At 48.8% G+C, this 14,951-nt stretch carries 29 protein-coding genes; 28 read left to right on the forward strand and 1 reads right to left on the reverse strand.

From position 1 onward, the window contains the following. Window positions 1-30: 30 nt before the first annotated feature. Window positions 31-528 (reverse strand): type IV pilin protein, encoded by a 498-nt coding sequence (locus B2118_RS01955; RefSeq protein ID WP_428052876.1) that lies wholly within the window; start codon window positions 526-528, stop codon window positions 31-33. Between the two features lie 329 nt (window positions 529-857). Between B2118_RS01955 and B2118_RS01960 the strand changes: the two genes are divergently transcribed. From B2118_RS01960 to rpsM, 28 genes are all read left to right on the forward strand, one after another. After that, entirely contained in the window at window positions 858-1,220 is a 363-nt protein-coding gene (locus B2118_RS01960; RefSeq protein ID WP_428052878.1) for a hypothetical protein, read from the forward strand. 10 nt (window positions 1,221-1,230) lie between these two features. Beyond that, the gene (locus B2118_RS01965; RefSeq protein ID WP_428052880.1) at window positions 1,231-1,578 is read left to right on the forward strand and encodes a hypothetical protein; all 348 of its coding nucleotides are present in this window, start codon (window positions 1,231-1,233) and stop codon (window positions 1,576-1,578) included. A gap of 316 nt (window positions 1,579-1,894) precedes the next feature. Then, window positions 1,895-2,239 carry a 30S ribosomal protein S10 gene (rpsJ, locus tag B2118_RS01970; RefSeq protein ID WP_428037898.1) on the forward strand — a complete coding sequence of 115 codons (345 nt, stop codon included), beginning with the start codon at window positions 1,895-1,897 and terminating at the stop codon, window positions 2,237-2,239. An 18-nt stretch (window positions 2,240-2,257) separates the two neighbouring features. After that, window positions 2,258-3,049, forward strand: a complete 792-nt coding sequence (gene rplC, locus B2118_RS01975; protein ID WP_428052882.1) for a 50S ribosomal protein L3 — start codon at window positions 2,258-2,260, stop codon at window positions 3,047-3,049. A 12-nt stretch (window positions 3,050-3,061) separates the two neighbouring features. Beyond that, window positions 3,062-3,694, forward strand: coding sequence for a 50S ribosomal protein L4 (gene rplD / locus B2118_RS01980; RefSeq protein WP_177746027.1), 633 nt, complete (start codon window positions 3,062-3,064; stop codon window positions 3,692-3,694). Next, a complete protein-coding gene (locus tag B2118_RS01985; RefSeq protein ID WP_177746029.1) occupies window positions 3,694-3,990 on the forward strand; it encodes a 50S ribosomal protein L23 in 297 nt (98 codons plus the stop codon). Before rplD ends, B2118_RS01985 begins: the two co-directional genes overlap by 1 nt. Window positions 3,991-4,011: 21 nt before the next feature. Then, the gene (gene rplB / locus B2118_RS01990; protein ID WP_428052884.1) at window positions 4,012-4,851 is read left to right on the forward strand and encodes a 50S ribosomal protein L2; all 840 of its coding nucleotides are present in this window, start codon (window positions 4,012-4,014) and stop codon (window positions 4,849-4,851) included. A 2-nt stretch (window positions 4,852-4,853) separates the two neighbouring features. Beyond that, window positions 4,854-5,138, forward strand: coding sequence for a 30S ribosomal protein S19 (gene rpsS / locus B2118_RS01995; protein WP_177746033.1), 285 nt, complete (start codon window positions 4,854-4,856; stop codon window positions 5,136-5,138). Window positions 5,139-5,154: 16 nt separating this feature from the next. Continuing rightward, window positions 5,155-5,514 (forward strand): 50S ribosomal protein L22, encoded by a 360-nt coding sequence (gene rplV, locus B2118_RS02000; protein WP_087289330.1) that lies wholly within the window; start codon window positions 5,155-5,157, stop codon window positions 5,512-5,514. 3 nt (window positions 5,515-5,517) lie between these two features. Beyond that, window positions 5,518-6,249: a 30S ribosomal protein S3 gene (gene rpsC / locus B2118_RS02005; protein ID WP_177746035.1), complete on the forward strand. Its 732-nt coding sequence runs from the start codon at window positions 5,518-5,520 to the stop codon at window positions 6,247-6,249. A gap of 13 nt (window positions 6,250-6,262) precedes the next feature. Continuing rightward, window positions 6,263-6,673, forward strand: a complete 411-nt coding sequence (gene rplP, locus B2118_RS02010) for a 50S ribosomal protein L16 (RefSeq protein WP_428052886.1) — start codon at window positions 6,263-6,265, stop codon at window positions 6,671-6,673. Between the two features lie 3 nt (window positions 6,674-6,676). After that, entirely contained in the window at window positions 6,677-6,880 is a 204-nt protein-coding gene (rpmC, locus tag B2118_RS02015) for a 50S ribosomal protein L29 (RefSeq protein ID WP_428052888.1), read from the forward strand. A gap of 11 nt (window positions 6,881-6,891) precedes the next feature. Beyond that, on the forward strand, window positions 6,892-7,161 hold the full coding sequence (gene rpsQ / locus B2118_RS02020; RefSeq protein ID WP_428052889.1) for a 30S ribosomal protein S17: 270 nt from the start codon (window positions 6,892-6,894) through the stop codon (window positions 7,159-7,161). Window positions 7,162-7,189: 28 nt separating this feature from the next. Continuing rightward, window positions 7,190-7,558: a 50S ribosomal protein L14 gene (gene rplN, locus B2118_RS02025; protein ID WP_087289320.1), complete on the forward strand. Its 369-nt coding sequence runs from the start codon at window positions 7,190-7,192 to the stop codon at window positions 7,556-7,558. 3 nt (window positions 7,559-7,561) lie between these two features. Beyond that, entirely contained in the window at window positions 7,562-7,870 is a 309-nt protein-coding gene (rplX, locus tag B2118_RS02030) for a 50S ribosomal protein L24 (RefSeq protein WP_177746042.1), read from the forward strand. A 15-nt stretch (window positions 7,871-7,885) separates the two neighbouring features. Next, window positions 7,886-8,482, forward strand: coding sequence for a 50S ribosomal protein L5 (gene rplE, locus B2118_RS02035; RefSeq protein WP_428052891.1), 597 nt, complete (start codon window positions 7,886-7,888; stop codon window positions 8,480-8,482). Between the two features lie 15 nt (window positions 8,483-8,497). After that, window positions 8,498-8,683 (forward strand): type Z 30S ribosomal protein S14, encoded by a 186-nt coding sequence (locus B2118_RS02040; protein ID WP_087289315.1) that lies wholly within the window; start codon window positions 8,498-8,500, stop codon window positions 8,681-8,683. Between the two features lie 71 nt (window positions 8,684-8,754). Then, the gene (rpsH, locus tag B2118_RS02045) at window positions 8,755-9,147 is read left to right on the forward strand and encodes a 30S ribosomal protein S8 (protein ID WP_177746046.1); all 393 of its coding nucleotides are present in this window, start codon (window positions 8,755-8,757) and stop codon (window positions 9,145-9,147) included. 9 nt (window positions 9,148-9,156) lie between these two features. Next, entirely contained in the window at window positions 9,157-9,708 is a 552-nt protein-coding gene (rplF, locus tag B2118_RS02050; protein ID WP_428052893.1) for a 50S ribosomal protein L6, read from the forward strand. 2 nt (window positions 9,709-9,710) lie between these two features. Beyond that, window positions 9,711-10,076: a 50S ribosomal protein L18 gene (rplR, locus tag B2118_RS02055; RefSeq protein ID WP_177746050.1), complete on the forward strand. Its 366-nt coding sequence runs from the start codon at window positions 9,711-9,713 to the stop codon at window positions 10,074-10,076. 14 nt (window positions 10,077-10,090) lie between these two features. Next, window positions 10,091-10,693 (forward strand): 30S ribosomal protein S5, encoded by a 603-nt coding sequence (gene rpsE / locus B2118_RS02060; RefSeq protein WP_428052895.1) that lies wholly within the window; start codon window positions 10,091-10,093, stop codon window positions 10,691-10,693. 18 nt (window positions 10,694-10,711) lie between these two features. Then, a complete protein-coding gene (gene rplO / locus B2118_RS02065; protein ID WP_428052897.1) occupies window positions 10,712-11,173 on the forward strand; it encodes a 50S ribosomal protein L15 in 462 nt (153 codons plus the stop codon). Then, window positions 11,173-12,507, forward strand: a complete 1,335-nt coding sequence (gene secY, locus B2118_RS02070; RefSeq protein ID WP_428052899.1) for a preprotein translocase subunit SecY — start codon at window positions 11,173-11,175, stop codon at window positions 12,505-12,507. Before rplO ends, secY begins: the two co-directional genes overlap by 1 nt. Window positions 12,508-12,725: 218 nt before the next feature. Further along, window positions 12,726-13,388: an adenylate kinase gene (locus tag B2118_RS02075; RefSeq protein ID WP_428052901.1), complete on the forward strand. Its 663-nt coding sequence runs from the start codon at window positions 12,726-12,728 to the stop codon at window positions 13,386-13,388. Continuing rightward, window positions 13,385-14,137, forward strand: a complete 753-nt coding sequence (gene map / locus B2118_RS02080; protein WP_428052903.1) for a type I methionyl aminopeptidase — start codon at window positions 13,385-13,387, stop codon at window positions 14,135-14,137. The genes B2118_RS02075 and map overlap by 4 nt, the downstream gene beginning before the upstream one ends. Before the next feature lie 78 nt (window positions 14,138-14,215). After that, window positions 14,216-14,428, forward strand: a complete 213-nt coding sequence (infA, locus tag B2118_RS02085; protein WP_177746064.1) for a translation initiation factor IF-1 — start codon at window positions 14,216-14,218, stop codon at window positions 14,426-14,428. After that, complete coding sequence (gene rpmJ, locus B2118_RS02090; protein WP_177746066.1) at window positions 14,429-14,542, forward strand: 50S ribosomal protein L36; 114 nt, start codon at window positions 14,429-14,431, stop codon at window positions 14,540-14,542. A gap of 21 nt (window positions 14,543-14,563) precedes the next feature. After that, on the forward strand, window positions 14,564-14,938 hold the full coding sequence (gene rpsM, locus B2118_RS02095; protein ID WP_177746068.1) for a 30S ribosomal protein S13: 375 nt from the start codon (window positions 14,564-14,566) through the stop codon (window positions 14,936-14,938). The last annotated feature ends 13 nt before the right edge of the window (window positions 14,939-14,951 follow it).

Here is a 14,951-nt window from a genome sequence, read left to right on the forward strand (position 1 = left end):
GCTACGCCGGGGGATAGTTATTATAGCTGATTAAATTTCTCCGTCTCTATAAGTCCACCCTTGCCCGCTTAAAGATTTGCAAATTTGTCGCCCGCCGTCCTCCAACTGAGTAAAACAAGATTTCGTCCAGCCGTCATTGTCCCTAGTAACATAGAGAGTATAAAAGAAATTATCGGATAATCGGTCTGCCTGTATATCACACGCAATTTGCCAGCAGGATCCTCTATAACTAAAATTTTTTGTATCGTATGAATTTTCGTCAAATTGTCCGCCACTTAATTCCGTGTTAGCAGGGATGTCTTTATAGGGCATATTAGTAGGAAAACCACCATTTTCAAGCAAATATAAGTCTATATTGTCCTGCATTGTTTTAATGTTGCTAAACGCTTCCGTCATACGGGCCTTTTCCACGGCTTTGGTGTATTGTGGCAAGGCTACGGCCGATAAAATGCCAATAATCAGCACAACTACCAACAGTTCTATAAGGGTGAACCCCGAGCGGGGGGAGAATTGCTTTTGTGTTATCATACGGGCTCCTGTTGTTTCTGGAACCCAAAGAAAAACGGCTGCCTATCTTGCGCCAGAGCAAGTGCCGCAAGTATAAACAGCCGTAGTCTGCCGCCAAAAAGGCGGCAAACATTTGGCACAAGAAAAAGGGGTTATAAGGCCCTTTCTCTTGCGCCTCTAATCGGCTGTTTTTGGACTTGCTCTGGATTACGCTAGTAATGCCGCCGTGTTCCGCACACGGTTCCAAAAACAGATAAATTTTTATTTTTACAACACTTTAAGTATAACAAATTTAGACGTATTCTCCCAGTTTGGTATAATATAAATAATCACTATATAAGGAGTCTAAAATGAATATTAAATTGTTGTGGTTGTTGGGGGTGGCGTTTTTTGTGGCGGGTTGTGCGGCTACGGAACAGGCGGCCTCGCCTATTAACGTAAAGGCCAAAACATATGCCGAAGCCTTGCAATCGGCGGATAAGTCTTGCCGCGTGGATGAGGATTGCACCTCTGTCAGCAAGGGTTGCTGCCCTTGCGCGGGTAACGAAGCCGTAAATAAAGATGCCGCTAAATTGCTCAACCAACGCTTAAATAAAGAGTGCGCACAAGCCGTTTGCACCTTGCAAATGTGCTATGTGGAAATCAATACGTCCTGCCAAAACGGGACTTGCGTGGGTACGCCCAAGCCGATGAAGGACTATTTTGCCAAATAAGGAGAAATAAATGAAGAAGATTCTAACCGTATTAGCCTGCGCCGCCGCGTTGGGCGCTTGCACCTCTACCGGGGCGGGGATTAACGCCACTCCGGCCAAATTAACCAAAGCCGTAGCCGCGGCGGACAGAACCTGCCAAACGGATGCTGATTGCGTAGCCGTCCAAAAGGGTTGCTGCCCCTGCGCGGGTTTTGAAGCCGTAAATAAAACGGCGTCCGCCAAGGTTCAAAAGGTGTTTGAAAACGCCTGCGCCAATGCCGGCTGTACGCGCGAAGCCTGCTATACCCGCATTACCACCTCTTGCGTAAATAATGTTTGCACGGGCAAACTGATTGCGCCCAAAGCGGTGGCTTTTTAAGGCGGAAAAGTTTTTTGGTCCGGTCCCAAAACGGGGCCGGGCGCTGTATTGTAGGGCCCGATGAAGAAACCCTTTACAATACAAGACGGATATTATACAATATATATAAGCGAATTTTAGGCGTTATGCAAAGAAACGAAATGGTGAAAAACGTGAGTATTTGTATAGCGCAAAAGCCCACTAATTTGGTATAATAAAATGTACTGAATTGGACGAAAGGCAGGAAATTCCACACCGGCTCGTCGGAGAAAGCGACCCGGGGGAGGGGTTTCTGCCGAATAATTTTTTTGTAAAAAACATTTAAGGAAAACCAAAAATGGTAGAAAAAACAGAAAAAAAGGCGAAAGTATTGAGCCAAGAAAGAATCCGCATTAAATTGCGTTCTTACGATCACCGTATGTTGGACGCCTCGGTTTCTCGCATTGTGGAAACCGCACAAAAAACGGGCGCCATCGTGGCGGGTCCTGTTCTTCTCCCGGTTCGGATTAAGAAGTACACCGTGCTTCGCTCTCCCCATACCGATAAAAAGAGCAGAGAACAGTTTGAAATGCGTATTCACAAAAGACTCATTGATCTGAAAAGTCCCACCTCCAAGACCGTTGACGAGTTGATGAAATTAGACTTGCCGGCCGGCGTGGACGTGGCAATCAAAAGCAACTAACAGGAAACCTGATAGAATATGACTGAAGAAATCAAAAACGCTGCTGGTGCCCAAGAGGCAACCCCCGTTGCTGAAGCGGCCAAAGCAGAAACTGTCAAAGAAGCCCCGGCTACGTTTCGTTTCGTAATCGGCGAGAAAGTGGGTATGACCCAACTCTTTGATGAAAAAGGCAACCTTCACGGTGTGTCCGTTGTAAAAGCGGGCCCGTGCAAAGTTGTACGTGTCAGAACCCAGGATAAAGACGGCTATAACGCCGTTTGCGTGGGTTTTGGCGAAGTGAAAGAAAACAAACTTAACAAACCTGAACTCGGTTATTTCAAAAAAGCCAATGTGGCGCCGGTCAAACATATGAAGGAATGCCGTGTGGCCGACGTGAACGGTTTTGAAATTGGTCAAGTCATTTCACTTGAAAAGATTTTTAAACCCGGCGACTATGTGGACGTCCAGGGGAAAATTAAAGGCCACGGTTTTGCCGGTGCGATGAAACGCCACGGCTTCGCCGGTCAGGCTGATTCCCACGGTGCGTCTGACAGATGCCGCGCTCCGGGTTCCTTGGGCTCCCGCCGCTCTTTGGGTAAAGTGCTTTCCGGTCAGCGTATGGCTGGCCACTATGGTACCACCACCCATACCGTCGCCAAGATTGAAGTTGTGAAAGTGGATAATGAAAATGGTCTCTTGTTCCTTAAAGGCTCTGTGCCGGGCGCGAGAGGTTCTATCGTCTCCGTCTTGGAAACTTCCAAATACAAAAAACACTATGTGGCGCCTGTGCAGCATAAAGTGTCTGCCTCCAAAGCCGCCAACAAGAAGTAAGGACTTTGACCCATGGAAACTAAAGTTTTAGATATTAAAGGAAAAGAAAAAGGGACCTGCGCTCTGCCGGATAGTTTGTTTGCCGTCAAAGCCAACCCTACGTTCCTGCACGAAGTCATCACCGCCTTTTTGGCCAACCAAAGACGCGGCACCGCTGATGTGAAAACCCGCAGCGAAGTGTCCGGTACCGGCAAGAAGCCGTGGAAGCAGAAAGGCACCGGCCGCGCCCGTCAGGGCAGTTTGCGCGCTGTGCAGTTCCGCCACGGTGGTATCGCTTTTGGTCCGACCCCGCACTCTTATCGTCAGGATTTGCCGGCCGCCAAACGCAGAACCGCTTTGGCTATGGCTCTTTCCACCAAACTCGCCGAAGGCAACTTGGTGGTCTTGGACTCTTTGACCTTCAAAGAACCCAAAACCAAAGCCTTTGCCGCTGTAATGGAAACGTTAGCCGCTGGCCGCAAACCGTTGGTGCTTGATAACTTTGCCGACGAAAATGCCGCTTTGGCCTGCCGCAATATGGAAGGTTTAACCCATATCCCGACGCAGGACATCAACGCCTACGTGGTGCTCAACAGTTCCAAAGTCATTTTGACCAAAGACGCTGTTGAAAAACTGTGCGATACCTTCGCCAAGGAGACGAAATAATGTCCCGCACGTATGAAACGTTAAAAAAGCCCCTTTTGACTGAAAAAAGTCTTATTGAAAGAGACACGCATAACCGCTACGGTTTCGTAGTGGCCAAAACCGCGTCCAAGGGCGAAATCAAAACCGCGGTGGAAAAAATCTTTAATGTAACCGTTACCAAAATCAACACCATTAACGTAACGGGCAAAACCCACCGTATGGGTCGCTTTGAAGGCAAAAGACCTGATTACAAAAAGGCCTTTGTTACCTTGAAAGAAGGCGATAAAATTGAAGTGGTGGAAGCCGCTTCAAAGTAGCGAAAGGAGAAACTACTAACTATGCCTATTAAGTCATTTAGACCTTACACCCCTTCCCGCAGAACGATTACGGTTTCGGATTATTCCGATATCACCAAGACCACTCCGGAGAAGAGTTTAACCAAAGGTCTGCGCAAAACCGGCGGCAGAAACAACACCGGTATGATTATGGTTCGCCACATTGGTGGTGGCCACAGACGTGCTTACAGACAAATTGATTTTAGAAGAGAAAAATACGGTATTCCGGCCAAAGTCGTATCCATTGAATACGATCCGAACAGAAGCGCCCGTATTTGTCTTTTAAATTACGCTGACGGCGAAAAGAGATATATTCTCCATCCGCTCGGCGTACAGGTGGGCGATGTGTTGATGTCCGGCCCGGCCGCTGATATTAAAGTGGGTAACTGCCTTGCTCTTAAAAATATTCCCGAAGGTACTTTTATCCACGCGATTGAATTGAAAGTTGGCAAAGGCGCCCAGTTGGCTCGCAGCGCGGGCAGCCAGGCCCAACTTATGGCCAAAGAAGCGGACTACGCCCATATCAAAATGCCGTCCGGTGAAATTCGCTTGGTTCCCAGCGCTTGCTGCGCGACGATCGGCCAAGTGGGCAACATTGACCACGGCAACGTCGTAATCGGCAACGCCGGCAGAAACAGACATCGCGGCGAAAGACCTACCGTACGCGGTAGCGCTATGAACGCGGTTGACCACCCGATGGGCGGCGGCCGTGGGCACGGTAAAGGCGGAAATATTCCGCGCTCTCCGTGGAACCAGCAGACTCGCGGTCTGAAGACTCGCTCCACCAAAAAAGCGTTCGGCTGGATGATTGTCAGCGACAGAAGAAAAAACAAGGTTAAGTAATTATGGGAAGATCAACTAAAAAAGGTCCGTTCGTGGATTTAAACCTGTTGGAAAAAGTTCAGGCGATGAACGCCTCCAACGAAAAGAAACCTATCAAGACGTGGGCAAGAGCCTGCACCATCGTGCCGGAATTCGTGGGACACACGTTTCTGGTGCACAATGGCAGAAAATTTCTTCCCATTTACGTTTCCGAAAGAATGGTAGGATACAAACTCGGTGAATTTTCTTTCACTCGTTTGTTCAAAGGTCACGGTGGTATGACGAAAGATTCCACCGCCCTGAAATAAGAGTTGAGGATTTGATATGGAAGCTTGTGCAAAAGCTAAATTTCAACGTTTCGGCAGCCGCAAGGTAAACTTGGTGCTGGATCAAATCCGCGGTAAAAACGTCAAGGCGGCGGAGGAAGTTCTTCCTTTCGTAGCCAAACGCACCTCGGATTTGGTGGCCAAAACTTTACACAGCGCCGCCGCTAACCTGGAAGTGAAAGCCGGCAAAAAACTGGATTTCAGCAAAGTCTTCATTAAAGAAGCGTTTGCTAACCTCGGCCCCAGCGGCCACTTGAAAAGAGTACAGCCCGGCCCGCAAGGTCGCGCTATGCCCTATAAGAAAAGTATGTGTCATTTGACTGTCATTGTTACCGACGAAAAAAAGGGAGGTCGCTAATTTATGGGACACAAGATTCATCCCCGGTCAATTAGATTAGGTTATATTCAGGATTGGCGTTCCAGATGGTTCGCCCCCAAGAATATGCCGGCGCTTATTAAAGAAGACTTTGATATCCGCAAAATCATTGACGACAAATTCAAAATGGCGGCTGTCAGTTACGTCGGCATTGAAAGAGCCGGTGCGTTCTTGCGTGTGAATGTTCACACCGCCCGCCCGGGTGTGGTAATCGGCAAAAAAGGCGCCGATATTGAAGCGTTGAGAAAAGAATTGGAAGCCCTTACCGGCAGCAAAACTTTCGTCAACGTGATTGAAATCAAAAATCCGGAAACGGACGCCCAACTGGTAGCCCAGAACATCGCTATGCAACTTGAAAAGCGCGCTCACTACGGCGCCGCTATGAAGAAAGCGATTGAAAAGGCCTTGTCCGGCAAAGCGCTCGGTATTAAAATTATGGTGTCCGGCAGACTCGGCGGCGCGGAAATCGCCCGCACCGAGTGGAAACGCGAAGGCCGCGTTCCGCTGCACACCTTGTGCGCCGATATTGACTACGGTTTCACCGAAGCCAACACCATCAGCGGTAAAATCGGCATTAAAGTCTGGATTTTCAAGAGAACCCACTTCGCCAAATCTCCGAAAGAGATTATGAACGAACTCAAGAAACATCGCGACATGGAAAGCGGTTCCACCGAAGGCGCGACGGAAGTTGCCGCCCCGGCCGTGGAAACCAAATAGAGGACTTTGACTTATGTTAATGCCTAAAAGAGTTAAATATCGCAAGCCCTTCAGCGCGCCGCGCATTAAAGGTAATGCCAAGCGCGGTACGGAAGTGGTGTTCGGCGAATTTGGGTTGAAAGCGTTGGAACCCAAATGGATTACCGCCCGGCAGATTGAAGCTGCCCGTATTACCTTGTCCCGCTTCATCAAGAAAAAAGGCAAATTGTGGATTCGCATTTTCCCGGACAAAGCCATTACGAAACACCCCGCCGAAACCCGTATGGGTAAAGGTAAAGGCGCGCCCGAATACTGGGCCGCTGTGGTGAAGCCCGGCAGAATTTTGTTTGAATTGGAAGGCGCTTCCGTGGAAGATACCAAAAAAGCGATGCGTTTGGCTTCCGACAAACTGCCGATTAAGACGAAACTGGTAAGCAGAAGGTAGTTTATGAAAACGAACGAAAAAGAAGCTTTGAAAAAGAAAACGTTGGCCGAACTGAACGAAGCGCTCGGCAAAGCCCAAGAAAAGAAGTTCAACCTTCTTTTCAAACACAGCACCACTCCCATCGCTAACCCGATGGAAATCAGAGCGGTCAGACGCGAAATTGCTCTTTTGCAAACGCTGATCAACCAGAAGAAAGAGCAAAAATAGAGGTTTTAAAAATGGAAAATCAAGAAACCCGTGCTAAAAGAAAGGTCCTCACCGGCGTGGTTGTGTCCGACAAAATGGACAAAACCCGCACCGTTGCGGTAGAACGCCTGGTTCACGACGACCGCTATGGCAAAACGCTCAAAAGAGCGGCCAAATTCCACGCGCACGATGAGGCCAACGAAAGCAAAATCGGCGACAAAGTGGAAATTATGAGCACCCGTCCCGTTTCCAAAACGACGAAATGGCGTGTTTCCAAGATTGTGGAAAAAGCCAGAGCTTAGTTTTTAAAAACTACGGAGTTATTAAAGTATGATTCAATTAAGAAGCATAGTCAATGTGGCCGACAATTCCGGCGCGCGTAAAGTGCAATGCTTTAAAGTGCGCGGCGGCCACCACCGGGATATCGCAACTTTGGGAGATGTCGTGATGTGCTCCGTCAGAGATGCGATCCCTACCTCCGCCATTAAAAAAGGCGACGTAGTCCGCGCGGTAGTCGTTCGCGTGGCCCGCGAAAAAAGAAGAAAAGACGGTTCCTATATTCGTTTTGATGACAACGCTGTTTGCATCATCAACGATAACGGCGAACCCAAAGGCACCCGTGTGTTCGGGCCCATTGCCAGAGAACTCAGAGAAAAGAACTTTTTGAAAATCATTTCCCTGGCTCCTGAGGTGGTATAGAGTATGATTATCAAGAAGAAAGATACCGTGCTGGTTTTGGCCGGCAAGGACAAAGGCAAGAAAGGCGAAGTGAAATCCGTCAACCCGGGCAAAAACAAAGTAGTAGTTGCCGGCGTGAATATGATTTCCAAACACACGAAGCCTACTCAAAATAAGCAAGGCGGCATCATTCAGATGGAAGCGGCGTTGGATGCTTCTAACGTAGCGGTCATCTGCGGTAAATGCAAAAAGGCGATGACGCCCAAAGTGCAAGTTTCGGCCGACGGTAAAAAAGTACGCGTTTGCCGCAAATGCAACGAGCCGATCATTTAATCCAGGTAAGAGAAAATGACTAAGAAAGAAACGAAAAACGTAACGAAGGCGCCCGAGGGATATACTCCTCGCTTGCAGGCCCTTTATAAAGAAAAAGTGCTTCCGGCCTTGCTCAAAGATATGGGTGTAAAGAGCCCGATGGCTGCGCCGAAACTCACGAAAATCGTGATCAACATCGGTGTAAAAGATGCCCGTGAAGACATTAAAGCGTTGGAAGTGGCCAAAGAAGATTTGACCGCCATCGCTGGTCAGGCTGCCCAAGTAAGACGCGCCAAAAAATCCATCTCTAACTTCAAGCTTAGAGAAGGTATGCCTATCGGCGTGCGCGTAACGCTGCGCGGTGCGAGAATGTATGAATTTATGGAACGCTTCATTATGATCGCCTGCCCCCGTATCCGCGACTTCCAGGGTTTCAACCCGAGTTTTGACGGTAAAGGCAACTTGAACCTGGGTATTAAAGAACATTATATTTTCCCGGAAATTGATGTGGAAAAATCACCCAAAGCCCACGGTATGAACATTACGTTCGTTACCACGGCCGGCAACGATAAAGGCGGTCGCCTGCTCATGGATTATATGGGTATGCCCTTCCGCAAATCGGCTACTAAATAAGAGGACTAAAACTTTATGGCTACTAAAGCATGGGTTGCAAAAATGGCTAAGGACCAAAAGTTCGCCGTGCGCTATCACAACAGATGCCAAATCTGTGGCCGCGCAAGAGGTTACTACCGCGACTTCGGTCTCTGCCGTATCTGCCTGAGAAAGATGGCACACCAGGGTTTAATCCCGGGTCTTAGAAAATCGAGCTGGTAATTTACAGGAGGAGGTATCGCTTTCGGGCCAACTCCGCAACAGGAAAGTGGCTTGGGACGATAACCTAGAATATGGATCCAATCGCAGATTTCTTAACCAGAATAAGAAACGCCAATATGAAGAAAAAAGAAAAAGTGGATATCCCTTTTTCTAAAATCAAAACCGAAATTGCGCGCATCCTCAAAGAAGAAGGATACATCGCCAATTTCAAAGCCGTCCACAACGAAACCAAGGGCGGCGTGGTAAGAGTATTTTTGAAATACACGCCGGAAAACGAATGCGTAATCCAGGGCCTCAAAAGAGTGTCCAAACCGGGTTCCCGCGTATATAGCGCTTACAACAATATTCCGAAAGTTCGCGGCGCTTTTGGTATTTCTATTCTTTCCACTTCCAAAGGCTTAATGACCGACGCGCAAGCCAAAGCCGCCAAAATCGGCGGTGAACTTTTGTGCCAGGTCTGGTAAGGGGGGAATATGAGCAGAATCGGTAAAAAAATTATCAATATTCCCGCTAAAACCAAAGTGGAAATTAAAGAGAACATCATCACTGCCACCGGCGCTTTGGGCACCTTGTCCTACACCGTGCCGGAAGGCGTAACCCCGAAATTGGACGGGGCCGTGTTGACCTTCTCCATCCCGGAAAACCGTGTGAAAGAACTTAACGCTATCCACGGCACCACCCGCGCGAACGTCTTCAATATTATTGAAGGGGTTACGAACGGTTTCTCCAAAACCTTGGAAATCAACGGTTTGGGTTACCGTGCGAACGTGGCCGGACAAAAACTCAATTTGGAATTGGGTTTCTCTCACCCCGTCAATTTGGATATCCCCGCTGGCCTTACGGTCGTGGTGGATCCGAAATCCGGCGCGGTAACGATTAAAGGCAGCGATAAGTTCAAAGTGGGCGATTTCGCGGCCAAAATCAGAAGAATCAGACCTCCGGAACCCTACAAAGGCAGCGGTATTAAATACCAGGGCGAACACATTGCCCGCAAAGCCGGTAAGACTGCGGCGGGAGGTAAATAATTATGGCTACTAAGCAAGAAAGATATCAATTCAGAAAGGACCGCAGCCGCGGCCACCTGTTGAAAAACGGTGCGCACCGCCCGCGCCTTTCGGTGTACAGAAGCTTGAAATACATCTATGCCCAAATTATTGACGACAACACCCACAGCACGTTAGTGTCTGCCACGACGTTGTCCAAAGAATTTGAAGGCAAGTTTGACACCTCCGCCAAGAGTATTGAAGCCGCCAAGGCCTTGGGCGCTGCTATTGCCAAGAAAGCGCTTGAAAAAGGTATCAGCGAAGTAATGTTTGACCGCGGCGGACGCGTGTACCACGGCAGAATTAAAGCGCTTGCTGATTCCGCCAGAGAAGCAGGATTGAAATTCTAAGACAGGTGAATTTAATGTCCAATGAAACGCTAGTTAAAAGCGATAACAGAAAAGAAGCGAAAGGCAAAAGAGCCGAGTTTCAAAAAGCAAGACCGCTCGCCGAAGGCAAAACGACGGTCATCCACGTAGCCAGAACGGCCAAGGTAGTAAAGGGCGGTAAACGCTTTGGTTTCCGCGCGTTGGTCGTAGTCGGTAACGGTATGGGCAAAGTGGGCGTTGCTATTGGCAAGGCAAATCAGGTTCAGTTGGCTATCGCCAAGGCTGAATCTCACGCGAGAAAACATATGATTACGTTCCCGATCGTGGGCGAAACGATTCCGCACGAAACCATCGGCAAGTTCGGTGCTTCTTCCGTGTGGATGAAACCCGCGGCCCCCGGTACCGGTGTAATCGCCGGCAGCGGTGTGCGCCTCTTGTTTGAAGCCGCCGGTATCAAAGACGTGCTCGCCAAGAGTTTGGGCAGTTGCAATCCTTGCAACCTCGTGTATGCCACTATGGAAGCGTTCAAACAACTCAAAAGCAAAGAAGCTGTGAACGTTATCCGCGGCAAGGCTGAAAAAGCCGCCGCCGAAGCCCCGAAAGCCGAAGCGCCCGTTGAAGCAGCCAAGGCCGAATAGTTTTGTGGAGAGAATAAAATGGTAACTTTAAATAAACTTTTCCCTAAACATGGGTCTAGAAAAGCCAAAAGACGCTTGGGCATTGGCCCGGGCTCTGGTTTGGGCAACTACTGCACCAAAGGTATGAAAGGGCAGACTTCCCGCTCCGGTAACAGCCGCAAGGAAAGCAAAGAAGGCGGTCAGATGCCGCTTATCCGCCACACGCCGAAAAGCGGTTTTTCCAATAAAGACTTTGCCAGACGTTACGATTATGTAAACCTTGGCTCTTTGGAAAAAACGTTTGCGGCCGGTGCGGAAGTAACCCCCGAAGCCTTGAAGAAAGCGGGCATCATCCACGATGTTACCCGTGTCAAAGTGTTGGCTAACGGTGCTTTGACCAAGGCCTTGAAAGTGTCTGCTCACGGTTTTTCTGCCACCGCCAAAGCGGCGATTGAAAAAGCCGGCGGCACCGTAACCGTGCTTGAACAGAAGACCAAATAATGGCTAACAACACAGTTGCAAATATCTTTAACGCCCCCGAACTCAAGAAGAGACTCCTCTTCTTGATCGGGGCGTTGGCTGTTTTCCGGATTGCGGCCGCAATCCCAATACCCGGTATCAATGCGGATGTTTTGAAACAACTCTTTGCTGCCCACCAGAACGGTATTTTAGGTTTTATGAATATCTTCTCGGGCGGTGCGTTGGGTAAATTCTCCATTTTGGCCTTGGGTATTATGCCGTACATCAACGCGTCCATTATTATGGGGCTTGTTCGCGGGGCGCACATTTTCCCCGCGTTGGACAGAATGCATAAAGAGGGCGAATCCGGCAGAAGAAAAGAAAACCAGATTACCCGTATTTTTGCACTGTTCCTGGCCGTTTTGCAAGGCGCTATGATGACCTTCGCCATCACGAAAGTGGAAGGCGCAGGCGGCGTATCGGCGGTAGTCAATCCGTCGTTTATGTTTTTTGTAACCACCGTGCTGACCCTCGCGGCCGGTACGATGTTTGTTATGTGGTTAGGCGAACAGATTACGGAAAAAGGGGTGGGCAACGGTATTTCGCTCATCATTTTTGCCGGCATCGTGGACCGCTTGCCCAGCGCCATTATGGAAGTCGTCAACCGCGTGAAAACGGACGAAATGGACTTCTTTATGGCCTTGGTAATCTTTGGTGCGGCGATTGTAATTACCGCGTTAGTGGTATGGCTGGAAACGGCCCAACGCCAAATCCCGGTTCAGTACGCCAAACGCCAGGTGGGGAATAAAACCTATGGCGGCCAGACCAGTTATCTGCCGCTTAAAATTGACCAGAGCGGCGTGATTGCTGTAATCTTTGCGTCCTCTGTTATTTCCTTGCCGCTGACGATTGCCAGTTTTAACCAGGAAGCCCCGTGGGCGCAGAAACTGTTGGAAGCGATGAACCGCAGCAACGGTTGGTATATGTTAATTTTCTCCGCGCTCATTATTTTCTTCTGCTATTTCTACAATTCTATGACGATTAACCCGTCCGACTTGGCAGATAATATGAAGAAATGGGGTGGCTTTATCCCGGGTATTCGCCCCGGGGAACCGACCAAAAACTACATTGAGTGGGTAATGAACCGCTTGACGTTCTGCGGTGCCATTTTTGTATGTTTGGTGGCCGTCTTGCCGGATTTCTTCCGGGCGGAATTTAACGTGGACTTTTACTTCGGCGGTACGGCTTTGCTCATCGTCGTTGGCGTCGCGTTGGATACCGTCGGTCAAATCCAAGCCCATCTCTTGGCCCGCAATTACGAGCCGTTAATGAAGGGCAGCAAGAGGATTAAAGGCCGCTGGTTCAACGTCCAGTAATTTCGTATTTTTGGGGGATTTCGGTGTTGCCCCTTCTTTCGCATAGCAGGTATAGTATGCTTCAAGAAGGTGCGCCTAGAAATCCCCTCAAAAATCCAAAATTACTCATTAAGTTTTGAGTTTCCTCAAAATCTTAAAAAATTAGTATTAGTTGCTTGGTTTGTATTTTTCGCAAATTATTTTGTGTTTGGCTCCATAGGGGCGAAACGCAAAGTAGTTTGAAAGACAGGAAGGATTTTAACGTGAATATTGTTTTAATGGGCTGCCCGGGTGCCGGTAAAGGCACGCAGTCGGCCAAGTTGCAAGATGAATTTCAGTTAAAGCACATTTCCACCGGGGATGTTCTGCGTGCGGAAATTGCTTCCGGTTCCGAACTCGGTAAAAAGATTTCCGGTATTATTGAAAACGGAAATTTGGTGCCGGACGAACTGATGATTTCTATGTTGGAAAATATCGTCAAATCTACCGATAAAGGTATTATTTTTGACGGTTTTCCGCGCACGGTGGCGCAGGCCGAAGCGTTGGATGCAATGATGAAACGCCTCGGGCGTGAAATTACGGAAGTAATTATGATTGACTTGCCGGAAAGCGAAGTCGTCAGCCGCATTACCTCCCGCCGCCAATGCAAAAAATGCGGTGCCATTTTGCACGTCAATCCGGAAGCCCCGCTTACCAAATGCCCGGCTTGCGGTGGTGAATTATACACCCGTGCAGACGATACCGCCGAACACGTTAAACGCCGCTTGGAAGTGTATCACAACGATACCTTGCCGGTAAAGAATTATTATTTGAACAGCGGTAAATACGTAGAAATCAAGGGTAACCAAACCCCCGAAAAAGTTTTTGAAGACATTGTAAATGTCATCAAGAAGGCAAAATGATTGAAGTAAAAAACGATAGCGAACTCCAAAAGATGCGTGAAGCCGGTAAAGTAACGGCGGCGGTCCTCAAACTGATGACCGAACTCGTGAAACCGGGTATCTCCACGCTGGAATTGGACGCCGCGGCCGAAAAGACGATCCGCTCCTTCGGGGCGACGCCGCTCTTTCTCGGTTATTATGGCTTTCCGGGCACCATTTGCGCTTCCGTAAATGAAGAAGTCGTGCACGGAATCCCAAAAAAAGATAGAATATTAAAGAGTGGTGATATTATCAGTATAGATACAGGGGCCCGCCTTGACGGCTTCTGTTCTGATGCCGCAATCACCCTCGGCGTGGGAGAAGTTTCTGACGAAGCCCAAAGACTGATGGACGTTACCAAAAAGTCTTTATATAAGGCAATCGGGCAAGTCAAACCCGGCAAGCGTCTTGGCGACGTGGAGCACGCGGTGGAAACTTTTGCCAGGCAAAACGGCGTAGGCGTCGTGCGTGATTACTGCGGGCACGGTATTGGCCGCAATATGCACGAAGAGCCCAGTATCCCGAACTTCGGCAGACCGGGCACGGGGCCGCTCTTGGAAAAGGGTATGGTCCTGGCAATAGAGCCTATGCTTACTGCGGGAACTTATAGAGTCAGGGAGTTGGATGACGGTTGGACCGTTGTTACGGCGGACGGTAAGTATGCCGCCCACTTTGAACACACGGTGGCCGTTACGGCTAACGGCAGTGAAATTTTCACGGCCTTTGAATAATCTCACGCTGGCGCTTTTTGGACGGTTCAAAAGGGCGCGGCGGATGTTTGTTCTAAATTTATCCGAACTCGGAGTCGTATGAGCGATAAGATAGAAATTGAAGGTAAAGTCTTGGAATCGCTGCCCAATGCGATGTTTAAAATTGAAATACCGGGCGGCAAAATTATTCTGGGACATATATCCGGCAAAATGAGAGTTCATCATATAAGAATTCTACCGGGCGACAAGGTCAGACTGGAATTGTCTCCTTACGATTTGACCCGCGGCAGAATAACTTATAGGGAGAAATAAATGAAAGTCAGAGCCAGTGTAAAAAAGATATGTCAGAAATGCAAAATCATTAAGCGCAACGGCGTAGTCCGTGTGGTTTGCGAAGTCGCGAAGCACAAACAACGCCAAGGTTAATTTAAGGAGTTTTAGAAGAATATGGCTAGAGTCGCAGGTATTGATTTACCTAAAAATAAAAGAATTGACGTCGCCCTGGAATACATTTACGGCATCGGCAAGAAAAACGCCAAAGACGTGCTTGCCAAATTGAACGGCCAGATTGATCCCGCCACCCGCGTGAAAGACTTGACCGAACAGCAGGCCGGTTTGCTCAACACCATTTTGCAGAAGGAATACAAAGTGGAAGGCGAACTCCGCCGCGAAGTGGCGCAAAATATTCACCGCGCCATTGAAATCGGTTCCTATCGTGGCCAGCGCCACCGCCGCAACCTGCCGGTCCGCGGTCAGCGCACCAAAACCAACAGCAGAACCCGCCGCGGCAGAAGAAAAACCGTGGGTGCTAAAACCAAATAACTTTTAATATTAG

The sequence above is a fragment of the Candidatus Avelusimicrobium stercoris genome, assembly GCF_002437085.1.
Classification (GTDB): Bacteria; Elusimicrobiota; Elusimicrobia; order Elusimicrobiales; family Elusimicrobiaceae; genus Avelusimicrobium; species Avelusimicrobium stercoris.